14 protein-coding genes, 1 pseudogene and 2 CRISPR repeat arrays (1 of these 17 only partly in view) are annotated in these 21,954 nt (G+C 40.5%); of the genes and pseudogenes, 6 read left to right on the forward strand and 9 right to left on the reverse strand.

Annotated elements, in window-relative coordinates:
* Positions 1-72: 72 nt before the first annotated feature.
* The 5 genes from astE to ACEYX7_RS04140 all read right to left on the reverse strand — a co-directional run bounded on the left by astE (position 73) and on the right by ACEYX7_RS04140 (position 6,485).
* A complete protein-coding gene (gene astE, locus ACEYX7_RS04120) occupies positions 73-1,086 on the reverse strand; it encodes a succinylglutamate desuccinylase (RefSeq protein WP_374803484.1) in 1,014 nt (337 codons plus the stop codon).
* 13 nt (positions 1,087-1,099) lie between these two features.
* Positions 1,100-2,443 (reverse strand): N-succinylarginine dihydrolase, encoded by a 1,344-nt coding sequence (astB, locus tag ACEYX7_RS04125; RefSeq protein ID WP_374803486.1) that lies wholly within the window; start codon positions 2,441-2,443, stop codon positions 1,100-1,102.
* A 115-nt stretch (positions 2,444-2,558) separates the two neighbouring features.
* Entirely contained in the window at positions 2,559-4,043 is a 1,485-nt protein-coding gene (astD, locus tag ACEYX7_RS04130; RefSeq protein WP_374806948.1) for a succinylglutamate-semialdehyde dehydrogenase, read from the reverse strand.
* Between the two features lie 12 nt (positions 4,044-4,055).
* Entirely contained in the window at positions 4,056-5,123 is a 1,068-nt protein-coding gene (gene astA, locus ACEYX7_RS04135) for an arginine N-succinyltransferase (RefSeq protein WP_374803490.1), read from the reverse strand.
* Positions 5,124-5,279: 156 nt separating this feature from the next.
* Entirely contained in the window at positions 5,280-6,485 is a 1,206-nt protein-coding gene (locus ACEYX7_RS04140; protein WP_374803492.1) for an aspartate aminotransferase family protein, read from the reverse strand.
* 186 nt (positions 6,486-6,671) lie between these two features.
* Here ACEYX7_RS04140 and ACEYX7_RS04145 point away from each other — a divergent pair, with 186 nt between their 5' ends.
* A complete protein-coding gene (locus ACEYX7_RS04145; protein ID WP_374803494.1) occupies positions 6,672-7,100 on the forward strand; it encodes an Lrp/AsnC family transcriptional regulator in 429 nt (142 codons plus the stop codon).
* A gap of 239 nt (positions 7,101-7,339) precedes the next feature.
* A complete protein-coding gene (hglS, locus tag ACEYX7_RS04150; RefSeq protein ID WP_374803496.1) occupies positions 7,340-8,686 on the forward strand; it encodes a 2-oxoadipate dioxygenase/decarboxylase HglS in 1,347 nt (448 codons plus the stop codon).
* A 55-nt stretch (positions 8,687-8,741) separates the two neighbouring features.
* Here hglS and ACEYX7_RS04155 read toward each other — a convergent pair whose 3' ends face one another.
* The 3 genes and pseudogenes from ACEYX7_RS04155 to ACEYX7_RS04165 all read right to left on the reverse strand — a co-directional run.
* On the reverse strand, positions 8,742-9,155 hold the full coding sequence (locus ACEYX7_RS04155) for a hypothetical protein (RefSeq protein WP_374803532.1): 414 nt from the start codon (positions 9,153-9,155) through the stop codon (positions 8,742-8,744).
* Positions 9,156-9,196: 41 nt separating this feature from the next.
* Complete coding sequence (locus ACEYX7_RS04160) at positions 9,197-10,654, reverse strand: anthranilate synthase component I family protein (protein ID WP_374900229.1); 1,458 nt, start codon at positions 10,652-10,654, stop codon at positions 9,197-9,199.
* A gap of 155 nt (positions 10,655-10,809) precedes the next feature.
* Positions 10,810-12,126, reverse strand: a pseudogene (locus ACEYX7_RS04165) (acetyl-CoA C-acetyltransferase); the annotation flags it as partial.
* Positions 12,127-12,482: 356 nt separating this feature from the next.
* On the opposite strand from ACEYX7_RS04165, the gene ACEYX7_RS04170 reads away from it, so the two are divergent.
* Together ACEYX7_RS04170 and ACEYX7_RS04175 are read left to right on the forward strand one after the other, a co-directional pair.
* Positions 12,483-13,877: a 3-oxoacyl-ACP reductase gene (locus tag ACEYX7_RS04170; protein ID WP_374803500.1), complete on the forward strand. Its 1,395-nt coding sequence runs from the start codon at positions 12,483-12,485 to the stop codon at positions 13,875-13,877.
* A gap of 93 nt (positions 13,878-13,970) precedes the next feature.
* A complete protein-coding gene (locus ACEYX7_RS04175; RefSeq protein ID WP_374803502.1) occupies positions 13,971-14,852 on the forward strand; it encodes a MaoC family dehydratase in 882 nt (293 codons plus the stop codon).
* Between the two features lie 125 nt (positions 14,853-14,977).
* Here ACEYX7_RS04175 and ACEYX7_RS04180 read toward each other — a convergent pair whose 3' ends face one another.
* Positions 14,978-15,757: a ferredoxin--NADP reductase gene (locus tag ACEYX7_RS04180; protein WP_374803504.1), complete on the reverse strand. Its 780-nt coding sequence runs from the start codon at positions 15,755-15,757 to the stop codon at positions 14,978-14,980.
* A gap of 118 nt (positions 15,758-15,875) precedes the next feature.
* On the opposite strand from ACEYX7_RS04180, the gene tsaA reads away from it, so the two are divergent.
* Together tsaA and tfpB are read left to right on the forward strand one after the other, a co-directional pair.
* On the forward strand, positions 15,876-16,604 hold the full coding sequence (gene tsaA / locus ACEYX7_RS04185) for a tRNA (N6-threonylcarbamoyladenosine(37)-N6)-methyltransferase TrmO (RefSeq protein WP_374803506.1): 729 nt from the start codon (positions 15,876-15,878) through the stop codon (positions 16,602-16,604).
* 90 nt (positions 16,605-16,694) lie between these two features.
* On the forward strand, positions 16,695-18,461 hold the full coding sequence (tfpB, locus tag ACEYX7_RS04190; protein ID WP_374803508.1) for a type IV pilus assembly ATPase TfpB: 1,767 nt from the start codon (positions 16,695-16,697) through the stop codon (positions 18,459-18,461).
* A 155-nt stretch (positions 18,462-18,616) separates the two neighbouring features.
* Positions 18,617-21,285: direct repeats of the CRISPR family, unit length 28 nt; unit sequence GTTATTAGCCGTGTAGGCGACTTAGAAA.
* A 131-nt stretch (positions 21,286-21,416) separates the two neighbouring features.
* Positions 21,417-21,954: a CRISPR direct-repeat array (repeat unit 28 nt; unit sequence GTTATTAGCCGTGTAGGCGACTTAGAAA) (it continues 2,792 nt past the right edge of the window).

The following is a 21,954-nucleotide window of genomic DNA, read 5'->3' on the forward strand; positions in this document are numbered from 1 at the left end:
CATTGGGCATCAGTAAGTGTTAGTCTATTCATATAATCAGAATAACTGATTTTCTTTGTATGTCAACACACCCTAGTCTTGCGGTACAGCATCAATTTTTTGCATCAACATGCCTGCACGCAAACCTGTTTTGACACTGGCATTGAGAAATAAAGTATAAGTAGGCACTGGTAAACTATAGACTTTATCGCCTTCTGTAGCAATCGGTTGGTTGGCTTCGATACAAGTAAAATTTAAGGTCTCTGAATCCAGTGCCAAACGAAATTCATCGCTGTGCTTAACAATGGTATCCGTCACTTTAAAATGCTGAACAGCAGGCTTTTGACGTGCAGGCAAAGCAGTTTCGCTAATGATACTGCGTAACATTTGATTACACGGCTCAAAGTTTGCCAAATTATTTTCGCCAAACGGCAAAGCCTTACCCAATTCCAGAGTCACACTATCGGCATGACACAGCTCAACTGTGAAATTGGTAAATGTGGTGCTTGGTGTAGCATGATAAACAATCGCATCCAATTCTGCACTGTCCAAAGTCCGCAACATAAAGTCGCTATAAATACCAGTGCCATCATGGGCACGATATACAGATTTTGGAAATAAGGCAAAGGCAGGCATCTTTGAGCCACGAATCGCAGTATGCAAATCGTAATGATAACGCTGTACACTAATAGGACTTTGGGTAAAAAATGCTTGTGTGACTTGTTCTAACACTTCCGCACGAGCCGTTTCATCATTTGGGACGATATTTTGTAGACCACCCATAAACATACGATTGACATCATCGTCAACATAACGTTTGTTGGCACGAATGGATTTTGGATTGCCAAAAATCACCAACAAACGTACTTTTAACGCCAATTTGCCTTGAAAAATATCTTGGCAAATCGCCGATAAAATCTCAATCGGTGCAGTTTCATTGCCGTGAATCCCTGCTGAAATGGCAATACTTTTTGAGAAGCTTTGCGGACAAAATTCTACAATGCCTTCTGCCAAATAACGCCATTGTACATGATCATTTTCTGCGATAATCTCGCCTTGTTGTATGCTAGGCGTGGTTTGCTCTAATACGTGTTTTAAAAGATCCATAGCATTCAACCTATTAATTTTGTTGGAAATAATACACTGAACCTAAATTTAAAATCTGGGTTAATTCATCCAAAGACGCATGATTTTCACGGATCAACTCAGGGTCGGCAAGGTCGGCTTGGCTCAAACGGTCACGATAATATTTATCCACCCAAACATTTAGACGGTCGAATAAGTTATCATTCATCATCACATTTGGATTGACCGCTTGCAATTCAGCATCATTCACCGCCACACGCAAACGCAAACAAGCAGGCCCACCGCCATTACGCATACTTTCTCGCAAATCAAAGACTTTTAAGTCATCAATGCTGTTTTGTTCCGCCAACATATCTTGCAAATATGACCACACACCTTGATGCTCACGGGCTTCACTTGGCAAAATCAATGACATTTTGCCATCAGGACGGGTGATTAATTGGCTATTAAACAAATAAGTATTCACTGCATCATTGACGCTGACACGAGCGTTTGGTACTTCAATCACTTGTAATTTGGCACCGAGTTTTGCCATCTTGTCACGCAATTCATTAAACACCGCTTTTTGATTGACAAAAGCCAATTCATGAGCGAAAAATACATTTTGATTACTGACCGAAATCACATCATTATGAAAAACCCCTTGGTCAATCACATCAGGATTTTGTTGAATATAAATCGTATTGGCATCATTTAAACCGTGCAAACGTGCAATCGCTTGACTGGCTTGTAAAGTTTGGCGAGCAGGGTAGAGTTTTGGTTTGCTTGCTTTAGTATCAATATAATCTTGACCATAAACAAAGGCTTGCACCGATGCACTGGCATAATCTTTGCCAAAGCGGTTGTGATTGGCAGCCCCTTCATCACCAAACATGGCTACATCTGGTAAAGCTACATGATGGGCAAAATGTTCACCCTTAAACATAGCCTGCAAAATACGGCTCGTTGTTTGATGCTCTACCGAGCGATGGAATTTATTATTTAAATTGGCAGCGGTAAAGTGTACTCTGCCATCACTGCTATCGGCAGATGGTGACACGATGCAGGCATTCGCCACCCACATACAGGATGCTGAAGATAGGGCAGAAAGTAGCGTCGGTGAAGCTTGCATAGCTTGGGCGATGATGTCGCTATCCGACCCAGTAAAGCCAATTTGTTTTAGCGTTGGAATATAAGGACGTGCGTGTGGTGCGATCACACCTTGTTTCATACCCATATCTGCCAAGGCTTTCATTTTAGCTAAGCCTTGTTTGGCGGCTAATTTGGGATTAGAGAGATTATTTTGGTTTTTAATCGATGCTTCATTACCAAAGGATAAACCTGCATAATGATGGGTATTGCCGACCAAGCCGTCAAAATTGATTTCATAACCTGACATGATATTTATTTCCTACAATGACTGCATATTTATGCTGTGATAATGAGATAAGATTTAGGCTTAGACCCACATTAAGCAAATCTAAGCCATAAAATTTAAAAAATATAACTAAAGCTTACAACTGAATCCCTGGTGACAATTCACTTGGTAAAGTCAAATTATCTGTTTCCAAAGAAGCTACAGGATAAGCACAATAATCCGCTGCATAATAAGCACTTGGACGATGGTTACCCGATGCACCAACACCACCGAATGGGGCCGCACTCGATGCACCAGTTAAAGGTTTGTTCCAGTTGATAATACCAGCACGACCTTCAATCAACAAACGCTCAAATAATTCACGATTTGGCGAAACCAAACCACATGACAAACCAAATTGCGTGTTATTTGCCAGCTCAATCGCTTCATCAAAATCAGCGTAACGGCGAATGGTGGTCAAAGGACCAAAATATTCTTCGTCAGGAATATTATCAATACCGGTCACATCCAAAATCGCAGGACTTAATAAACTGCTATTGCTGTCCGCCTGTGTCATGGTTAATAGTGATTTTGCACCTAAGCCAAGCAGTTTGTCTTGGGCTTTAAGCATATTTTGTGCTGCACCAAGACTGACTACACCGCCCATAAATGGTTGTGGTTCGGCATCATATTTTCCGACTTTGAGCTTACTCACCGCTTCTACAAAACGGGCAATAAATTTGTCGCCTTGCTCGCCTTGTTTCACCAAGATACGTCTTGCACAAGTACAGCGTTGTCCAGCAGAAATAAAGGCAGATTGAATCGCCAAATTCACGGTCGCATCAATATCTTCAATATCTTCAAGGATTAAAGCATTATTACCACCCATTTCTAAGGCAAGGATTTTGTTAGGTGCGGCTGCCAATTGCTCGCTCAAGATAAAACCAGTCGTTGCACTACCTGTAAACAATAAACCGTCAATTTTCGGGCTTTTTGCTAAAGCTTCGCCCGTCACACGACCACCTTGTACCAAGTTAATCACGCCTTTTGGCAAGCCTGCTTGTTGCCAAAGTTGCAAGGTCGCTTCTGCTGTCCAAGGTGTCAATTCACTTGGTTTAAAGACAATGGTATTACCCGCAATCAAGGCAGGCACAATATGTCCATTCGGTAAATGTCCTGGGAAATTATACGGACCAAACACCGCCAATACACCATGCGGACGGTGACGCAACGACGCTTTACCATCAGCCATCGCAGTTTCTGATGTGCCTGTACGCTCATGATAAGCTTTAATCGAAATGTCAATCTTACCAATCATCGCTGCGATTTCGGTACGGGTTTCCCAAATTGGCTTACTGGTTTCTTGGCTGATAATGCTTGCCAATTGTTCTTTATTGGCAGTCAAAAGCTCGGCAAATTTTTTCACAATGGCGATACGCTCATCCAATGCCGTTTTTACCCAAAGTTTAAAGGCTTGACGTGCGGTATCACAGGCATCATTGACTTGCTCAGGCGTACTTTCATTGCCTTGCCAAATTAACTCACCAGTAACTGGATTGGTTTTTTCGAAACCTTTACCTGTAGCGTTTAACCATTCGCCATTGATAAAAATTTGACCTGTCGATTTTTCTAAATTAAGCATTTTGAGAGTCCTTTATTTGTTCATCGCTTGATTGGTTGGTTTGTTCGGATTAAGCGTAAGAATTCTCGCCTTTTCATCCGCTTGCAATTGTAGAGCATCGATTACTTGTTCTGGTAATTTCACTTGTTCATGCACAATATCAATCGCTGTCTTATCCAAATTTACCACCACGGCACGATAACCATGATAACGATCATTACTAATTAAATAAGGTACAGCATCATCACTTGCAACGCTATCATCTGCTACAAACGACATACGTTGACTATCACGTACAGCACGCAAATCTTGTACAAAGGCTTCCATATTCGGCCCTGCATCAAAAATATCAACGTTATTTTTATACTTTAGACCTTCGCCTTTAAGCATATTCAATGCAGGTTCAGTATCTGGGTGAACTTTACCCATCACTTGACGTGCTTCTTCAGGCAAGAAATCCACATAAAATGGAAAGCGTGGCATAAGCTGTGCAACAAAAGCTTTGTCACCTGTACCAGTCAGATAATCTGCCTTGGCAAAATCGACTTCAAAGAATTTTGAACCAAAAGCTTCCCAAAACGGCGATTTGCCATTTTCATCGAAATAACCACGCATTTCAGCAATTACGATAGGCTCAAAACATTCAGGGAATGCTGCCATAAACAACATACGTGCTTTTGAGATTAATTTACCATTATTACCAACACGATAATTTGGAGCCAAGAACAAGCTACATAGCTCGCTATGCCCAGTATAATCATTGGTTAAAATTAATACATCAAATTTACGATAAACATCAAGCTCTTTTGAGCTGTGTACTTGTGTCGCAATTTTAAAATTATAAAACGGCTCAGTTGAACCAATCACGACTTCTATGGCACTGATACCTGCGATTTTGCCTGTTTCTGTATCTTCAAGCACAAAGAAATAGATATGATCTTCACGTGGGATACGATTGTGCAAGGTGTCTTCGATGCGTTGTAAACGGCGTCTCAAAACTTCAATATCATTTGGTAAGCTGGTCATCCCAGACTGTACTTGCTGGATGAGCTCAAAAATAGTGTCTAAATCATTTAGACTGGCATGGCGAACGAGCATCATAATGATTTTGCTCCAAATTATTCACATAATTAAAGTGAAAAATGTAAAAATTGGCAACACCTTATCTATTCGGTCAAAATCATTGACCGAATAAATATGTGATGTGAGGAATTTAAAAAATAATTAAAAAATAAATCGTTTCAAATTAGAAAACAATTACTTAAAATTTGCCAAAGCTTTTGCCAAGCGATTCATACCTTCATCGATGTCAGCAAATTCAATAATCAATGAAGGTGCAAAACGAATCACATCAGGGCCAGCAACCAAGCACATAAGACCTTCTGCTGCGGCAAGGTTGACGATTTCTTTAGAGCGACCTGCATATTCAGGTTTTAATGCACAACCAATCAACATTCCTTTGCCACGAATCTCTTGGAAAATTGGATAAGTAGCGTTAAGTTCATTGATTTTTTTCACAAAGTGTTCATGACGCTCAATCACACCTGCCAATAATTTTTCATCATTAACGATGTCAAATACCGCATTTGCCACCGCACATGCCAATGGGTTACCACCATAAGTTGTACCATGATCACCAACCACCAATTGTTTGCCGTATTTTTCATTAGCAAGCATTGCACCGATAGGGAAGCCACCGCCCAATGATTTTGCTGTAGTCAAAATATCAGGGGTTACGCCAGTATTCATGTATTCGTAGAGTTTACCAGTACGACCCATACCGCTTTGCACTTCATCAAAAATCAAAGCAGCATTGTGCTTGTCACATAATTCACGCAATTGTTTTAAAAATTCTGGACACGCTGGGATAATACCGCCTTCACCTTGGATTGGTTCAATAATCACGCCACAAGTATTGTCATTGATTAAGGCTTTGACTGATTCAATATCATTATAGGTTGCATGATGGATGCCCGCTGGTAATGGTGCAAAAGCAGCTGAATATTTTGGCTGACCGCCTGCTGATACGGTAAATAATGTACGGCCGTGGAAAGATTTAGTAAAGCTGATGATTTCAGTTTTGCTTGGATTGATGCTAGAGCCGACTTTACGAGCCAATTTCAGAGCGGCTTCGTTGGCCTCTGCACCAGAGTTTGCAAAGAATACCAAGTCAGCAAAAGTATTATCGACCAATTTTTTAGCCAATTTAATCACTTGTTCATTGGTATAAGCATTGGATAAATGCCATAATTTTTCTGCTTGATTTTTTAATGCTTCAACCATTGCAGGGTGGGCATGTCCTAATGCACTGACCGCAATACCACCAGCAAAATCGACATATTCGCGACCTGTAGTATCCCAAAGACGAGAGCCTTTACCATGATCGGGGATAAACTGTGCAGGGTCATATACAGGCACAAAGTATTGATTAAAGTGTTGGCGAGTTACAGTATTAGCGGTCATAAGATCGTCCTTCGTTATATGAAAGTCAGTAAGTGAGTCATCATTGTCAAAAGATAAAATAAAATCATCAACAATACTAAGACAAGGAATATTTGCGTATTATGCCTAAGCAAAATGCTAAGAAAAAGTTGCAATTTGCATAATTTTATATTATTTATAAGCAAATTGTTGGATAAAGTTTACAATATGAAAACTGATGATGTTGATATCGCCATTTTAGGTATTTTAAAGCAAGATGCTCGCACACCGATTAGCCATATCGCTGAAAAGCTTAAACTTTCTCGTGCCAGTGTCACCAAACGTATCGAGCGTATGCAGGATACGGGAGTGATTGCCAATTATACCATTACCACCAAACTCAATCACTTGCGTCCGATGGTGCGTGCGTGGATGCATATTCAGGTAGACGGCACCAAAACCCAAGTGGTGATGAAGTCATTGCGTGTAGAATTGAGTATTCAGCGTATCCATAGTACCAATGGCAAATGGGATTTGTTGGTTGAACTTGAGTCAGAAGATTTGGAAAAATTCGATCAAGCTTTGGATCGTATTCGTAACATCGCAGGTATTGCCAACAGTGAAACCAGTATTTTATTGTCCACTCACAAAACCTAATACGAGGGTGTGATGTGTGTTGCAAGATTGGTTCATATATAATTAAATTAGTCAAGTTTTATTTGATTGTAAAAATACTATAAAAAACAACACTCTAAAATTTAATTTCTAAAATATATAAAAAATCATTTGCTTTTTTATAAAAAATATAGTCAAAATAACAGCGAAAAATTTATCCAAACCACACCAAATTTTCCACAGCAAATCAAGCTGTGCCGCTCAAAGCAAGGAGTGCCATCGTGCCTACATCATACGTTTCTCCAAACGATATTCGCCATCAATTTTCTTTGGCGATGTCAGATATGTATCAAAAAGAAGTGCCATTGTATAGTGACTTACTGGATTTGGTACATCAAGTCAATGCAGGTGTTTTAGCAAAAGATGAACAACTAAAACAACAACTTGCAGCAAGCCACGAGTTAGAACGTATTGATCTTGAACGTCACGGTGCGATTCGTTTGGGTACAGCACAAGAACTGGCAACTATGTGTCGCTTGTTTGCAGTCATGGGGATGCAGCCTGTTGGCTATTATGATTTGTCTGTGGCAGGTGTACCTGTGCATTCTACGGCATTTCGTGCTTTGGATAGTGAAGATTTGCAGGTCAGTCCGTTTCGTGTGTTTACGTCATTGTTGCGTTTAGAATTGATTGAAGATGAAAGCTTGCGTGAAGAGGCCAAAGCAACTTTGCAAAAACGTCAAATTTTTAATGATAAAGTTTTGCAATTGATTGAAAAAGCAGAAAAAGAAGGCGGTCTAAATCAAACTGATGCGGATGAGTTTGTTGCACAAGCGTTAGAAACTTTCCGTTGGCACCAGACTGCACCAGTGAGTAAAGCACTGTATGAACGTCTCAATGACAGCCATCGTTTGATTGCCGATGTGGTAGGCTTCCAAGGTCCACATATTAACCATTTAACGCCACGCACTTTGGATATTGATGCGGTACAAGTGAGTATGGATGGCTTTAATATTCCTGCTAAAGAAATTATTGAAGGTCCACCACGCCGTCAATGTCCAATCTTATTACGTCAAACCAGTTTTAAAGCCTTAAACGAAAAAATTCACTTTGCAGGCGACAATAGCGACGGCAATCACACTGCACGTTTTGGCGAAATCGAGCAACGTGGTGTCGCTTTGACTGAAAAAGGACGTGATCTATACGACGAACTACTCAACAAAGCCCGTGAAGAATTAGGCATAAAACCTGAGAGTAATCCTGATGCTTATTATGCCAAATTAAGCGAAGTATTTAGCGTATTCCCAGACGATTACAAAACCATGCATCATGAAAAATTGGCTTATTTTTATTATCATAAAAATGGCGAATTACCAGAGGACGTGAGTGATATCAATGCTTTAGTGGATAGTGGTGTACTGTCAATCGTGCCAATTGTTTATGAAGACTTTTTACCAGTCAGTGCAGCAGGGATTTTCCAATCAAATTTGGGTGAAGGCGTGCGTGATGACTATGGTAGCGTATCGAATCAAGATTCATTCGAACAGGCACTAGGTCAAAAAGTGAATGACATTACTGCAATGTACGATGCAATGCAAGCCAAAAGCTTAGCCGCAGCATTGGCATAGGTTTGAGGCATTTAAAAATAAGGGCAATCTGTTGCCCTTATTTTTTGAGTTGGTTTTAAGACTGGTCTTGTTTGATCGCTTGTTCGTATTCTTTCAGTTCTGTCATGATATGCCATTGTGACTCATCATCGACTGGATTAGGCAAACGTCCTTCCAGCCATTCACAAATGACATCAGGCGGAAAATCGATATGATCACCCTCAATTACCCAAGCCAGAAACTGTTTGGCAGGCCCATTCATATAGGGAGGAGGGGATACAGGTTTGAATACGGTCGGTAAACGTTCGTTGGTAGAGATATAATTCAGCACATGTCCCAATTCTTGTACGGTTTGCCATGCTAAAGGATGTTCAATATCAATTTGAAACTTGTACCACCATTGCTGTTCATGGTGACCATGTGCGATGATATTTTTCTCACCTACTGCAGGTACACGTTTAAAAAAATCATTTAATTTTTCAAAGTTCATCATCATATTCTCAAATAAAATTCAATCGAAAATAGCACATATCAAGGCTTTGCATATTGATTGAGCTGTTGCATGATCGCATTGATCTTGTGGTAACACTCATCGTACTCAGCCTCCATTTCTGAGGCGATAGTGATGCCACCACCAGCCCAAAGTGCAAGATACTGTTGATAGCGTTGTATACTGCGAATCAATATATTAAATCGCCCAGTACCGTTATGATTAATATAACCTAATGTACCGCAGTATGCACCACGGTTTGCAGCTTCTAGCTCATCGATGATTTGCATGGCACGAATCTTGGGTGCACCTGTGATTGAACCACCTGGCAAGGCACGAAATAGCACTTCAAACAAATCTATATCATCGAGCAATTCGGCTTGAATTTCACTGACCAAATGATGTACATGTTTAAAGCTTTCTAGTTCAAATAACTTAGGTACGTTCACCGAACCAATTTTGGCATATACGCTTAGATCGTTACGCAACAAATCGACAATCATGAGATTTTCTGCACGATCTTTTTCAGACTGGATTAATGTATTTTTTAATTGTTGATCAATCTTTTCGTCTTGATGACGAGGCATAGTGCCTTTAATTGGGCGTGTCTTTAACCGTTGCTGCTCATGAAATGATAAGAATAATTCTGGTGAACAGCTTAATAGTTCAAAATAGCCGTTTTCTGGATCATGATGATGAATATAGCCACTGAAAGGGGCATGAGTAAATTGCAGTAATTCAGGTAATAAATCCAGCAACCGCCCACTTTGTATTTCAGTTTCAAATACTTGCGTTAAATTAACTTGATAACAATCGCCTGCTTTCAAATATGCTTGGACTTTTTGGAAAGCCTGATCATAATCCTGTTTTGACCAGCGTGGCGTCAATGCTGTATTGATTGAAAACTCATGATTTAGACTTGCTGATGACTGAGCGATGGTTTGAATAAAGCCTGTCACTTCTGGATGCTGTTCTAAAGATTGGTGATAATACAATTGCCATTTTTGCTCGATATATTGAATAAAAATATCGTATTCACCTAAAATTGCTATGACTTTAGACTTTATATTACCATGATTGTGATGATCATCGGCGTGCTGTGTTAAACAAATCGTATTCTGTTCTGCTGCCAAATCATAAGAAATAAAGCTGATATAACCACCAGTAAAACCGTGTTCTTGCACATGATGGTCGCATGGTTTGATTTTTGGAAAAGCATTTAAAATATTATCAGTAGATGTGCTTTGATTTTTATAAGAAAAATCCTGCTGTCGTGTATAAGTTTTAATCAGATAATTTGGGTACTGACAATCGTCTTTTTGCAAACCATCTTTAAAAAATACAGCATATGTTTTGGGAAAAAAAGCAATGACAGGAGAATTGTCATCTTGCAAATAAACAAAGCCAAATTGGTCTCGACAATAGGTAAATAATTGCTCAAAACCAAACTGATTGTCTAATGTGATGCGATAATAATCGTTGTAAATATCGTGAGGCATATTGTTGCAAAAATGGCGAGATTGTCGCTATTTTAAAATATTCTACTAGCTGAAACAATAGCTTACTCAGACTGCTTTTTATCGCAGTACAGCAACACATAAAAAATTGCGATAAACAAAATGTCTATCGCAATTTTGAGATGAACGATGGAGAATTACTTCTCAACAATCGCTACCACACCTTGACCGCCCGCAGCACAAATCGAGATTAACGCACGACCTGAGCCTTTTTGGTTAAGCAATTTTGCAGCAGTCGCCAAGATACGACCACCTGTTGCAGCAAATGGGTGACCAGCTGCCAAAGATGAACCGTTTACATTCAACTTGCTACGGTCAATTGAACCCAAAGCTTTGTCACGACCTAGACGCTCTTTACAGAATTTTTCATCTTCCCATGCTGCCAAAGTCGATAATACTTGTGATGCAAAGGCTTCATGAATTTCATAAAAATCAAAATCTTGCAAAGTCAAACCAGCACGATCCAACATGCGCGGTACCGCATAAGCTGGTGCCATCAACAAGCCTTCAGCAGTGCCGTTTTTACCAGTGAAATCTACTGCAGCCGTTTCGCTAAAGCTTAAATACGCCAAGATTTCATGCCCATTGGCTTTTGCCCAGTCTTCAGATGCCAACAATACACATGATGCACCATCAGTCAGTGGCGTAGAGTTACCTGCAGTCATGGTGGCATTTTCGCCTTTACCAAATACTGGTTTTAATTTTTCCAATTTTTCAACGGTTGAGTCGGCACGCAAGTTATTATCACGAGCCAAACCTTTGAATGGCGTCATCAAATCAGCGAAGAAACCGTCGTCATAGGCTTTTGCCATTTTTTGATGTGATTGGGCTGCCAGTTCATCTTGTGCTTCACGTGTAATATTCCACTCCAACGCAGTAATCGCGGCGTGTTCACCCATCGATTTTTTGGTGCGTGGTTCACCGTTACGTGGTGCATCAATCAAGTCTTTAACATTGATTTGCGTCAATGCTTTGACACGATCAATTGGCGTTTTGGCAACATTTACTGCCAGTAAGGCTTTACGTAAGCCATCGCCGACTGCCAAAGGTGCGTCAGATGTAGTATCTACACCGCCTGCAACACCGACTTCGATTTGACCCAAAGCGATTTTGTTTGCGACTAAAAATGCAGCTTGTAATCCTGTACCACATGCTTGTTGAAGATCGTAAGCAGGCGTTGCTGGATCTAATGCGGTGTCTAGTACACATTCACGTGTCATGTTAAAGTCACGGCTATGCTTGAGTACCGCACCTGCTACAACTTCGCCCAAGCGTTGACCTTGAAGGTGATAACGTTCAACCAAGCCATTGAGTGCAGCGGTGAACATATCGCTATTTGATGCAGAAAAATATTGACCATTTGAACGGGCAAAAGGGATACGGTTACCACCAATAATGGCTACACGACGTGCTTGCATAAGATTACTCCTTCCAGTCTTCAACTGACTTGTATTCAAAAAATATCGTATAAATAGAAATTAAAGGTTTATGATATTCACTATGCAGACAAATTATTGTGCTAAAAAATTGTCATATAATGAATACAATAACACCCTAAAACATCAATGATTTGTAGATTATCATAAATGCTTATCTAGTGAATTGACTATAATGACGACATTCTTGCCAAAATAGTCAAGGCATTTTGCTACGGGCTATAGTATGTTATTTATAGCTTATTTTACTTTGTCTTTTATTTATGGATTTGTAATTGATGCGGTATAGGATGGCTTTCTTGACAGTTTAAATCGTCATTTTTTATACCATCTTTTGTATTGTATCAAAATCAAAACACTTTGGAGAATTTATCATGACCGACCAATATCAAGCTTTTGCCAATTCACCATTCGGAAAATTAGTCGTAAGTAATCTCGGTTTACCTGCACCGCTACAATTAAAGCGTGCCAAAGCAGGACAGCCTGACGTACAAGGCGATATACTTTGGGGGGCGGCAACAAACAGCCTATTGGTTGGTGCTGTGGCACAAGTGTTTAAAGATTTGCCTGCCGTCAATGTGCATTGTGGTGATCATAGCGAATTAAAAACTTCAGCGGAAATTGTGGGTTTAAAGCTTAAACATTTTTATGCAGGCGACCAACAGACCAAATTACATGGCTTGGTATTTGATGCGTCAGGCATTGATAGCATTGATGAATTAAAAGCATTGTACGACTTTTTCCAACCTGTAGTACGTCAAGTACAAGGCTCGGGTCGTGTAGTGATTTTGGCAACTACACCAGAACAAGCGGGCAGTGTAGAAAAAGCCATTGCACAACGTGCCTTAGAAGGTTTTGTTAAATCTTTGGGTAAAGAATTGAAAAAAGGCATTACTGCACAGTTGGTTTATGTTGATCCGAATGCGTCGGCGAACCTTGCATCGACTTTGCGTTTCTTATTGTCGCCACGTTCGGCTTATGTGTCAGGTCAAGTGATTCATGTTAATCAAGCTGAGAGTCTGAATATCGATTGGGAAAAACCTTTACAAGGCAAAACCGCTTTGGTAACAGGCGCAAGCCGTGGGATTGGTGAAGCGATTGCAGAAACTTTGGCACGTGATGGTGCTTATGTGATTTGCTTAGACGTACCACAGCAACAAGCCGATTTAGATCGTGTAGCGGCTAAAATTGGCGGTACGACTTTGGCATTGGACATTACCGCAGCCGATGCAGGCGAGAAAATCAAACAGGCTGCAACGCAACATGGTGGCTTGGACATTTTGGTACACAATGCAGGTGTAACCCGTGACAAGACTTTGGCGCGTATGACACCACAGTTTTGGGATATGGTGATGAATATTAACCTTGCATCGAATGCTCGTGTTAATGATTATCTACTCAATAATGATGGCTTAAATGCCAACGCACGTATTGTTTGCGTATCATCAATTAGTGGTATCGCAGGTAACTTGGGTCAAAGCAACTATGCAACATCGAAAGCAGGCGTGATTGGTTTGGTCAAATTCACTGCACCGACTTTGCAAAATGGTATTACTATTAATGCGGTTGCCCCAGGCTTTATCGAAACGCAAATGACCGCAGCGATTCCATTTGCCATTCGTGAAGCAGGTCGCCGTATGAACTCGATGAGCCAAGGTGGTTTGCCAGTCGATGTGGCAGAAACGATTGCTTATTTTGCATCACCATCATCATCAGGTTTGAATGGTAATGTGGTGCGTGTTTGTGGTCAAAGCTTGTTGGGTGCTTAAGCCTCTCATTTAAAAATGTTTGACAATACAGTGGGGGTGTATTATGTACGCCCTTATATGTAAAAAAGTGGAAAAAATTTAAAAAGGTAAATTATGCAAACTCGTCATTTTGACCAATTACCCAAAGCCTATCTTGCTTATCCAAAAGTGGTACAAGGCTTAGTACAGCAACAAATTGAACAACGTGTGCAAAAAAAGCCACGTCCAGCAGCGGTCTTGCCACAAGTTGAGTATGTGGTGGATAGCTTAAAGATTGATAGCGAACATCTTAAAAAGTATCAGCAAATTTGTCATTTTGCTCAAGATCATACCGTGCCTGCCATGTACTTGGCGGTGTTGGCACAAAGTTTACAAATGCACATGATGACCAATGAGCTATTTCCATTTGCGTTATTAGGCTTGGTGCATATTGCCAACCAAATCAAGCAATACCGTGTCATGCACAGCAGTGAAGTATTTGAATTATCTTGTCGTTTTGGTGACTTAACACCACATGAAAAAGGCTTACAATTTGATTTTATCGTCACTGCAAAAGTCGCAGGTGAGACCGTATTTGAAGGCAAAACCACTTATTTATCTCGTGGAAAAAGCAATCAAACCACAGCAGTGAAAAGCAATGACGGTAAAGTGCTTGATCTGAAACAAAAGACCAGTTGGCAAGTGGAAGAAAATCTAGGTCGTCGTTATGCCTTGATTTCTGGTGATTTTAACTTTATTCATTTGCACGCAGTCCCTGCAAAATTATTTGGTTTTAATCGTGCCATTGCCCATGGCATGTGGTCAAAAGCCCGTACTTTGGCAGCATTAAGCCCATTGCCTGCCGCCTATGAAGCAGATGTAGCATTTAAATTACCGATGTTTTTACCATCACAAGTGAGCCTAATGACTGCGGAAGATGGTAAAAATACCGATTTTGTTTTGCAAAATAGCAATAATCAAAAGCCACATTTGGCAGGTAAATTGCTTGCTTTATAGGTTGATTTGTAAATTTGATCAGTCAATTTTTATATAGAAAAGCCGTATTGATTTGACCAATACGGCTTTTTGTCATCACAGAATATTGTCAATCCAAGGATTCTGTTCGAGATTAAATTTTATATTTACTTTTCTACAAAAGCACGCTCAATCACATAATCACCCAATACGCCCATGCGTGGTGACTCTTTTAAGCCTGCTTTGTCTAATAATGCTGCCACATCTTTCAAAAATGCTGGGCTACCACAAAGCATCGCACGGTCAGTTTCAGGATTAAATGGCGGCAAACCAATCTTTTCAAAGATTTCACCGGTTTCAATCGCTGTAGTGACACGACCTTGGTTTTTGTATGGTTCACGGGTTACAGTTGGGTAATAAATCAATTTATTCTTGATGTCCAACTCTTCAAACCATTCATTATTTGGCAATTCATTCAAGATCAAATCTTGATATGCCAACTCACTGACCCAACGTGTACCATGTACCAAAATCACTTTATCGAATTTTTCATAGGTTTCAGGGTCACGAATCAATGATAAAAATGGTGCTAAGCCTGTGCCAGATGACAAGAAATACAGATTTTTACCAGGGTTTAAATCATCATGAACCAATGTGCCTGTCGGTTTTTTAGAAATTAAAATTTCATCGCCGACTTTAACTTTTTGCAAAATTGACGTCAATGGACCGTCTGGCACTTTGATTGAGAAAAATTCTAATTCTTCTTCATAATTGGCACTGGCAATCGAATAAGCACGCATCAAAGGTTTGCCTTCGACTTCCAAGCCAATCATCACAAATTGACCATTTTTAAAACGCAAAGCCACATCACGCGTGGTTTTAAAGCTAAACAAGGTATCGTTCCAATGGTGGACGTGGGTGATACGTTCTACGTTATAAGCTGCCATAAATTTCTCTCATCATAAAATGATAATAAAAAGGATATAAAAATTTTCACTGCCTATTCTAATGCAGAATCAATTTGGTTACACTGAATTAATTTAACTATGTTTATCAAAAAAAGTGATGAAAGAGAACCTAAATTTGCCAATTATTGGATATATGCACAGTGATTTTGTGGAAAAATTTGGTATTCCAAGGCAGCCAAATTTGGTCGATACCATCAGCTATATTGTGTTAAATCAAACTTATGCCGATGAACGTGCCTTTGTCGGTATTGAGCAATTTAGCCATTTATGGTTATTGTGGCACTTTCATGATAATAAAAATCAAGCCAATGAAAAAGTAAATCATGCACCTTTCCGCCCAATGATTCGCCCGCCACGTTTGGGTGGTAATCAAAAAATTGGCGTATTTGCCAGTCGTAGTATGTACCGTCCTAGCCCGATTGGTTTATCGGTGGTCAAATTTTTACGCGTTGAAAAAGTAGCTAATGAATTACGGCTATATGTTAGCGGTGCGGATTTATTGCATGGCACGCCGATTTTGGATATTAAACCTTATATTGCCTATAGTGATGCCATTTTTGATGCCAAAAGTGGTTATGCACAGCAAGCCCCTGATTTATTAAAGGTATTTTGGCATAGCGATGCCATACAACAGCGTCAGCAATTTAGCGATTTAACCATTGAAAAAATCCAACAGATTGAACACATTTTGGCACTCGACCCACGTCCTGCCTATCATGATGATGACCATAAAGTGTATGGCTTAGCATTTGCACAGTGGAATATTCGCTTTCAAATTCAACAAGGGCAAGTGTTGATTTTGGCGATAACTATAAGTGATAACTAATACACAAAATGATGCATATTTTTATCGTCAAATTGTCTTAATCCATGTAAAATAATCATTTAAGTATTACATTATTGATGAAGAAGACCAATGGCAAAGCAACAATTTAATCTGAAAATAGACACACAATGGTGTATTGATCGTCTCAAATCACAAGGTAAAATTTCAGAAAAAGATGCCAATTTGGCACAAATTACTGCTCGTAGCCGTGATGAAATGCATTTACATCCGTTGCAGTGGCTTGCCAAATTCAAATTTGTAGATGTAAGTCAGCCAACAAGAGTTTGGGATTTAAACAATCTATGTAAGTGGCTTGCTAGTGAAGCTGAGATTGATTATTTTGTGATTGATCCACTTAAAGCTGATGTCAGTGGCTTGACCCAAGTGATGTCGCAAGAGTTTGCTTTACGCAATCGCATTTTGGCAGTCGAAGTATTGGATGATCGGATTAAAATTGGTACTGACCAACCTTTTGATTTGGAGTGGCAAAATGGTTTACGCAACAGCTTAAAATATAAAGACATCCAAGTGGTATTACTTAACCCTGAACAATTAAGTCGTTATTTGGGTGAGTACTATCAAGTTAGCCGTGCGGTGACTTCTGCACAAGGCATGGGTGCATTTAAGGCTGAAGCTGGCGTAGAAGCTTTGTTGCAATTGGGCGATGTGGGCAATAGCAATCCTGATGCCAACGACCAACATATTGTCAAAATCGTAGACTGGATTTTACAGTTTGCCTTTGAACAAGAAGCCAGTGATATTCACCTTGAACCACGCAAAGATATTGGGCGTGTGCGTTTTCGTATCGATGGCGTATTGCATAATATTTATGATATGCCTGCCAATATCATGATTGCGGTGGTGGCTCGTATCAAAATTTTGGGTCGTTTGAACGTTGCGGAGAAGCGTAAACCGCAAGACGGTCGTCTAAAAACACGTACACCAAGAGGCATTGAAACAGAGCTACGTTTATCCACTTTACCGACTGCTTTTGGCGAAAAAATGGTGATGCGTATTTTTGACCCTGAAGTCTTGGTACGTAGTTTTGCACAGCTTGGCTTTACTGGGCAATTATTACAACAATGGCAAAGTCTGACCCAAAATACCCATGGTATTATTTTAGTGACAGGTCCGACAGGTTCGGGGAAAACCACAACGCTGTATTCCACCCTAAAACATCTTGCGACGGAAAGCGTCAACGTCTGTACTGTGGAAGATCCGATTGAAATGCTTGAGCCGTCATTCAACCAAATGCAAGCCAATGCGGCGATTGATTTGGGTTTTGCTGATGGTATTCGAGCTTTGATGCGTCAAGACCCTGATATTATTATGGTGGGTGAGATTCGTGACCAAGAAACCGCCAATATGGCAATCCAAGCGGCACTGACAGGGCATTTGGTATTATCTACTTTGCATACCAATGATGCACCATCGAGTTTAACACGTTTAAATGACTTGGGCGTACAGCCGTTCTTGTCTGCTGCAACTATTTTGGGCGTGTTGGCACAGCGTTTGGTGCGAACGCTTTGTCCACATTGCAAAACTGCTGTCCCCACTGATGTCGAACAGTGGAAAAAACTCACCCATCCATGGAATAGCACACCACCACCAACCGTCAATCAAGCCGTGGGCTGTGAGCATTGTCGTAATACAGGTTATAAGGGTCGTGTTGGTCTGTATGAAATGATGCCTGTTAGTCACAATCTAAAGCAATTGATTAGTCAAGGTGCAAATTTGGATCAACTCCGCCAACAGAGTTATAACGAAGGGATTCAGCCTTTACGTTTGGCTGGGGCAAGACGTATTGCTGAGGGTGTGACCAGTTTTGAAGAAGTATTGCGTGTCGTACCGCTTTGATTCATAATAGGCAAAATAAGTTTGTTAGCTTGTTTTTTACTCTATAAAAAATTGCAATAGTATCAATATATTGTATCTATCGTTGGAAAAAGGGTTTTTGGTATAACTTCGCCTCAAATCCTTGATAATCAATCCTTTGAAAGAATACAATTCCTGTTATTAGCCGTGTAGGCGACTTAGAAAGAACTCATGATAAATACGGTCTGCTTCCGCGAGTTATTAGCCGTGTAGGCGACTTAGAAACTAGTCGGGTGCTACCGCTGGACGAATTAGCTGTTATTAGCCGTGTAGGCGACTTAGAAAAAACACATAAGACCGCCAGTGCCCGCCACAAAGTTATTAGCCGTGTAGGCGACTTAGAAATAACTCTTGACCAAGAGGACAAAAAATGTATAGTTATTAGCCGTGTAGGCGACTTAGAAACTGGAATAGCCTTTCGCTTTAAACGCTCCGCGTTATTAGCCGTGTAGGCGACTTAGAAAAGAGTGTTATCCATACAACAGCTCACCACTAAGTTATTAGCCGTGTAGGCGACTTAGAAATAACCCGTTAACCCCTACCCTTAGTTTGTCAAGTTATTAGCCGTGTAGGCGACTTAGAAATTGATGGCCTTAGTCAGCTCATTTTTAATCGTGTTATTAGCCGTGTAGGCGACTTAGAAAATGAATCTTTGCACAAGAACCCGTGGGCGTTGGTTATTAGCCGTGTAGGCGACTTAGAAAATTTATTTGCGATGATTTTTCCGCTGATAATGGTTATTAGCCGTGTAGGCGACTTAGAAAAATCAATCACCGCCACTTCCGTTGCAGCAGGTGTTATTAGCCGTGTAGGCGACTTAGAAAATGTATCGCAAAGCTCTTCATCGTCCCAAAAAGTTATTAGCCGTGTAGGCGACTTAGAAATTTGCGGATGTACTTATAACACCAATCGAAGAGTTATTAGCCGTGTAGGCGACTTAGAAAAATAAAAACTCAAAAAACGAAAACTCAAAAAAGTTATTAGCCGTGTAGGCGACTTAGAAAGCACGCATTAACGCATGAAGTGTAGTAACCTTGTTATTAGCCGTGTAGGCGACTTAGAAAACTTGCCGAAGCTATGGCGACTGCCGCCGATGGTTATTAGCCGTGTAGGCGACTTAGAAATAATTGGTGCGGTGTAGTCGCCTTGCCTCGATGTTATTAGCCGTGTAGGCGACTTAGAAATTAGTAAGTTTAGCGATTTTGTCGAAACGTTTGTTATTAGCCGTGTAGGCGACTTAGAAATCTTCAGGTGATACGTATGTGTCTATCGCAAAGTTATTAGCCGTGTAGGCGACTTAGAAAAATCAAGCTAAGTTTTAAATCTGATGAAAATAGTTATTAGCCGTGTAGGCGACTTAGAAATAACCCGTTAACCCCTACCCTTAGTTTGTCAAGTTATTAGCCGTGTAGGCGACTTAGAAATAGAATACTTGCCGTTGTGCGTGTGCCTCTTCGTTATTAGCCGTGTAGGCGACTTAGAAATTGTTGACTTACTTTATATTGCTATTATATAGGTTATTAGCCGTGTAGGCGACTTAGAAACAGGTATCGTATACCGTACTATCAGATAACACGTTATTAGCCGTGTAGGCGACTTAGAAAAATCGAAGAAGTGTAGCAAGACCTGCACAAGCGTTATTAGCCGTGTAGGCGACTTAGAAAAAGAAGTCAAGAAGCATTATATTGTAGATGCAGTTATTAGCCGTGTAGGCGACTTAGAAATTGTGCAGTACCGTATTGTAATTGCCGGACTTGTTATTAGCCGTGTAGGCGACTTAGAAATAACTTCTTTTGCCGCGACGCCTTGTTCGCAAGTTATTAGCCGTGTAGGCGACTTAGAAACAACCTATATCACAAAAAACATGGCAGTCAGGGTTATTAGCCGTGTAGGCGACTTAGAAATTATACTTAGCACGGGCGTCCTCTAAGACAAAGTTATTAGCCGTGTAGGCGACTTAGAAAACCGCCAAGGCATCGTGCTGTTGCTTACTTAGGTTATTAGCCGTGTAGGCGACTTAGAAATTTGCCGATTTGGTTGCAACCCTTGAACGAGAGTTATTAGCCGTGTAGGCGACTTAGAAATGTGAAGGTAAGTTCGCCTTGGCTAAAATTAAGTTATTAGCCGTGTAGGCGACTTAGAAATCGAATAAAATACTTCTTACCAATCTCATGATGTTATTAGCCGTGTAGGCGACTTAGAAAGTGGACTGTACAGAACAGCGTTTATCCGCACGGTTATTAGCCGTGTAGGCGACTTAGAAATTTTGCATATCACTATATACATCCATATAACCGTTATTAGCCGTGTAGGCGACTTAGAAAATATACGCTTTATAAGCGTGATATTGTGCTATGTTATTAGCCGTGTAGGCGACTTAGAAAAAAACCACTTGCTGAAATACCACCAGCTAATCGTTATTAGCCGTGTAGGCGACTTAGAAAGCTCCAACAATAGCTGTTCATGTCAGTTTTAAGTTATTAGCCGTGTAGGCGACTTAGAAAGAAAATTGCCACGCAATAAAAGGCAAAAACTGGTTATTAGCCGTGTAGGCGACTTAGAAAACTCATCACCATGCCTGTTCCAACTGCTGCCGGTTATTAGCCGTGTAGGCGACTTAGAAAACTTGTATTCAACAGTAGCAGAGCCAACGCCTGTTATTAGCCGTGTAGGCGACTTAGAAATAAAACGTATCGATGGCTTGGACACTGAGGCTGTTATTAGCCGTGTAGGCGACTTAGAAATTCTGAATTTGTGTTTTATAATCCAGATACTTTGTTATTAGCCGTGTAGGCGACTTAGAAAATGTTCTATATTGTATTGTTGTGCTTTTTGTACTATAATGTCTGTCAAAGCCCCATTGAGCCGATGTGAAATCAGACCATATTTTTTGGTGTCTGCGTCCATCATTTCTGGAATGGGGCTTTTTCCATTTCCGTTATTAGCCGTGTAGGCGACTTAGAAACAAACGTACTGATGTCGCAGATGGATTTTGTAGTTATGAGCCGTGTAGGCGACTTAGAAAATTATTCCGAGCTGATTCATTCCAATACCGCAGTTATGAGCCGTGTAGGCGACTTAGAAAATCAGGTGCGGTACCTGTCTTCCCACCCTGCTGTTATTAGCCGTGTAGGCGACTTAGAAAACCTGAAGATGCGGAATGCACTTGCGGGCAGGGTTATTAGCCGTGTAGGCGACTTAGAAAGCAGAGGCCTCGCCTCCACTGAACCGACGCTAGTTATTAGCCGTGTAGGCGACTTAGAAAAAAATACCTAAGCAAAAATATTCAAGAAATAAGTTATTAGCCGTGTAGGCGACTTAGAAATAACCCAAACGTTCAACCTAACCCAAACGTTCGTTATTAGCCGTGTAGGCGACTTAGAAATAATATATGTACTTTCAGCAGCAGAACGCCATGTTATTAGCCGTGTAGGCGACTTAGAAAATTGTTTTTTATTACAGATAAAGTAATCCC

The organism is Hubeiibacter jixunmingi (assembly GCF_041928215.1).
GTDB lineage: Bacteria > Pseudomonadota > Gammaproteobacteria > Pseudomonadales > Moraxellaceae > Acinetobacter.

Bases quoted from the DNA above. Each gene is read 5' to 3' on its own strand.
- astE (WP_374803484.1), bottom strand. From the start codon at position 1,086: ATGGATCTTTTAAAACACGTATTAGAGCAAACCACGCCTAGCATACAA.
- astB (WP_374803486.1), bottom strand. From the start codon at position 2,443: ATGTCAGGTTATGAAATCAATTTTGACGGCTTGGTCGGCAATACCCAT.
- astD (WP_374806948.1), bottom strand. From the start codon at position 4,043: ATGCTTAATTTAGAAAAATCGACAGGTCAAATTTTTATCAATGGCGAA.
- astA (WP_374803490.1), bottom strand. From the start codon at position 5,123: ATGATGCTCGTTCGCCATGCCAGTCTAAATGATTTAGACACTATTTTT.
- ACEYX7_RS04140 (WP_374803492.1), bottom strand. From the start codon at position 6,485: ATGACCGCTAATACTGTAACTCGCCAACACTTTAATCAATACTTTGTG.
- ACEYX7_RS04145 (WP_374803494.1), top strand. From the start codon at position 6,672: ATGAAAACTGATGATGTTGATATCGCCATTTTAGGTATTTTAAAGCAA.
- ACEYX7_RS04155 (WP_374803532.1), bottom strand. From the start codon at position 9,155: ATGAACTTTGAAAAATTAAATGATTTTTTTAAACGTGTACCTGCAGTA.
- ACEYX7_RS04160 (WP_374900229.1), bottom strand. From the start codon at position 10,654: ATGCCTCACGATATTTACAACGATTATTATCGCATCACATTAGACAAT.
- ACEYX7_RS04170 (WP_374803500.1), top strand. From the start codon at position 12,483: ATGACCGACCAATATCAAGCTTTTGCCAATTCACCATTCGGAAAATTA.
- ACEYX7_RS04175 (WP_374803502.1), top strand. From the start codon at position 13,971: ATGCAAACTCGTCATTTTGACCAATTACCCAAAGCCTATCTTGCTTAT.
- ACEYX7_RS04180 (WP_374803504.1), bottom strand. From the start codon at position 15,757: ATGGCAGCTTATAACGTAGAACGTATCACCCACGTCCACCATTGGAAC.
- tsaA (WP_374803506.1), top strand. From the start codon at position 15,876: ATGAAAGAGAACCTAAATTTGCCAATTATTGGATATATGCACAGTGAT.
- tfpB (WP_374803508.1), top strand. From the start codon at position 16,695: ATGGCAAAGCAACAATTTAATCTGAAAATAGACACACAATGGTGTATT.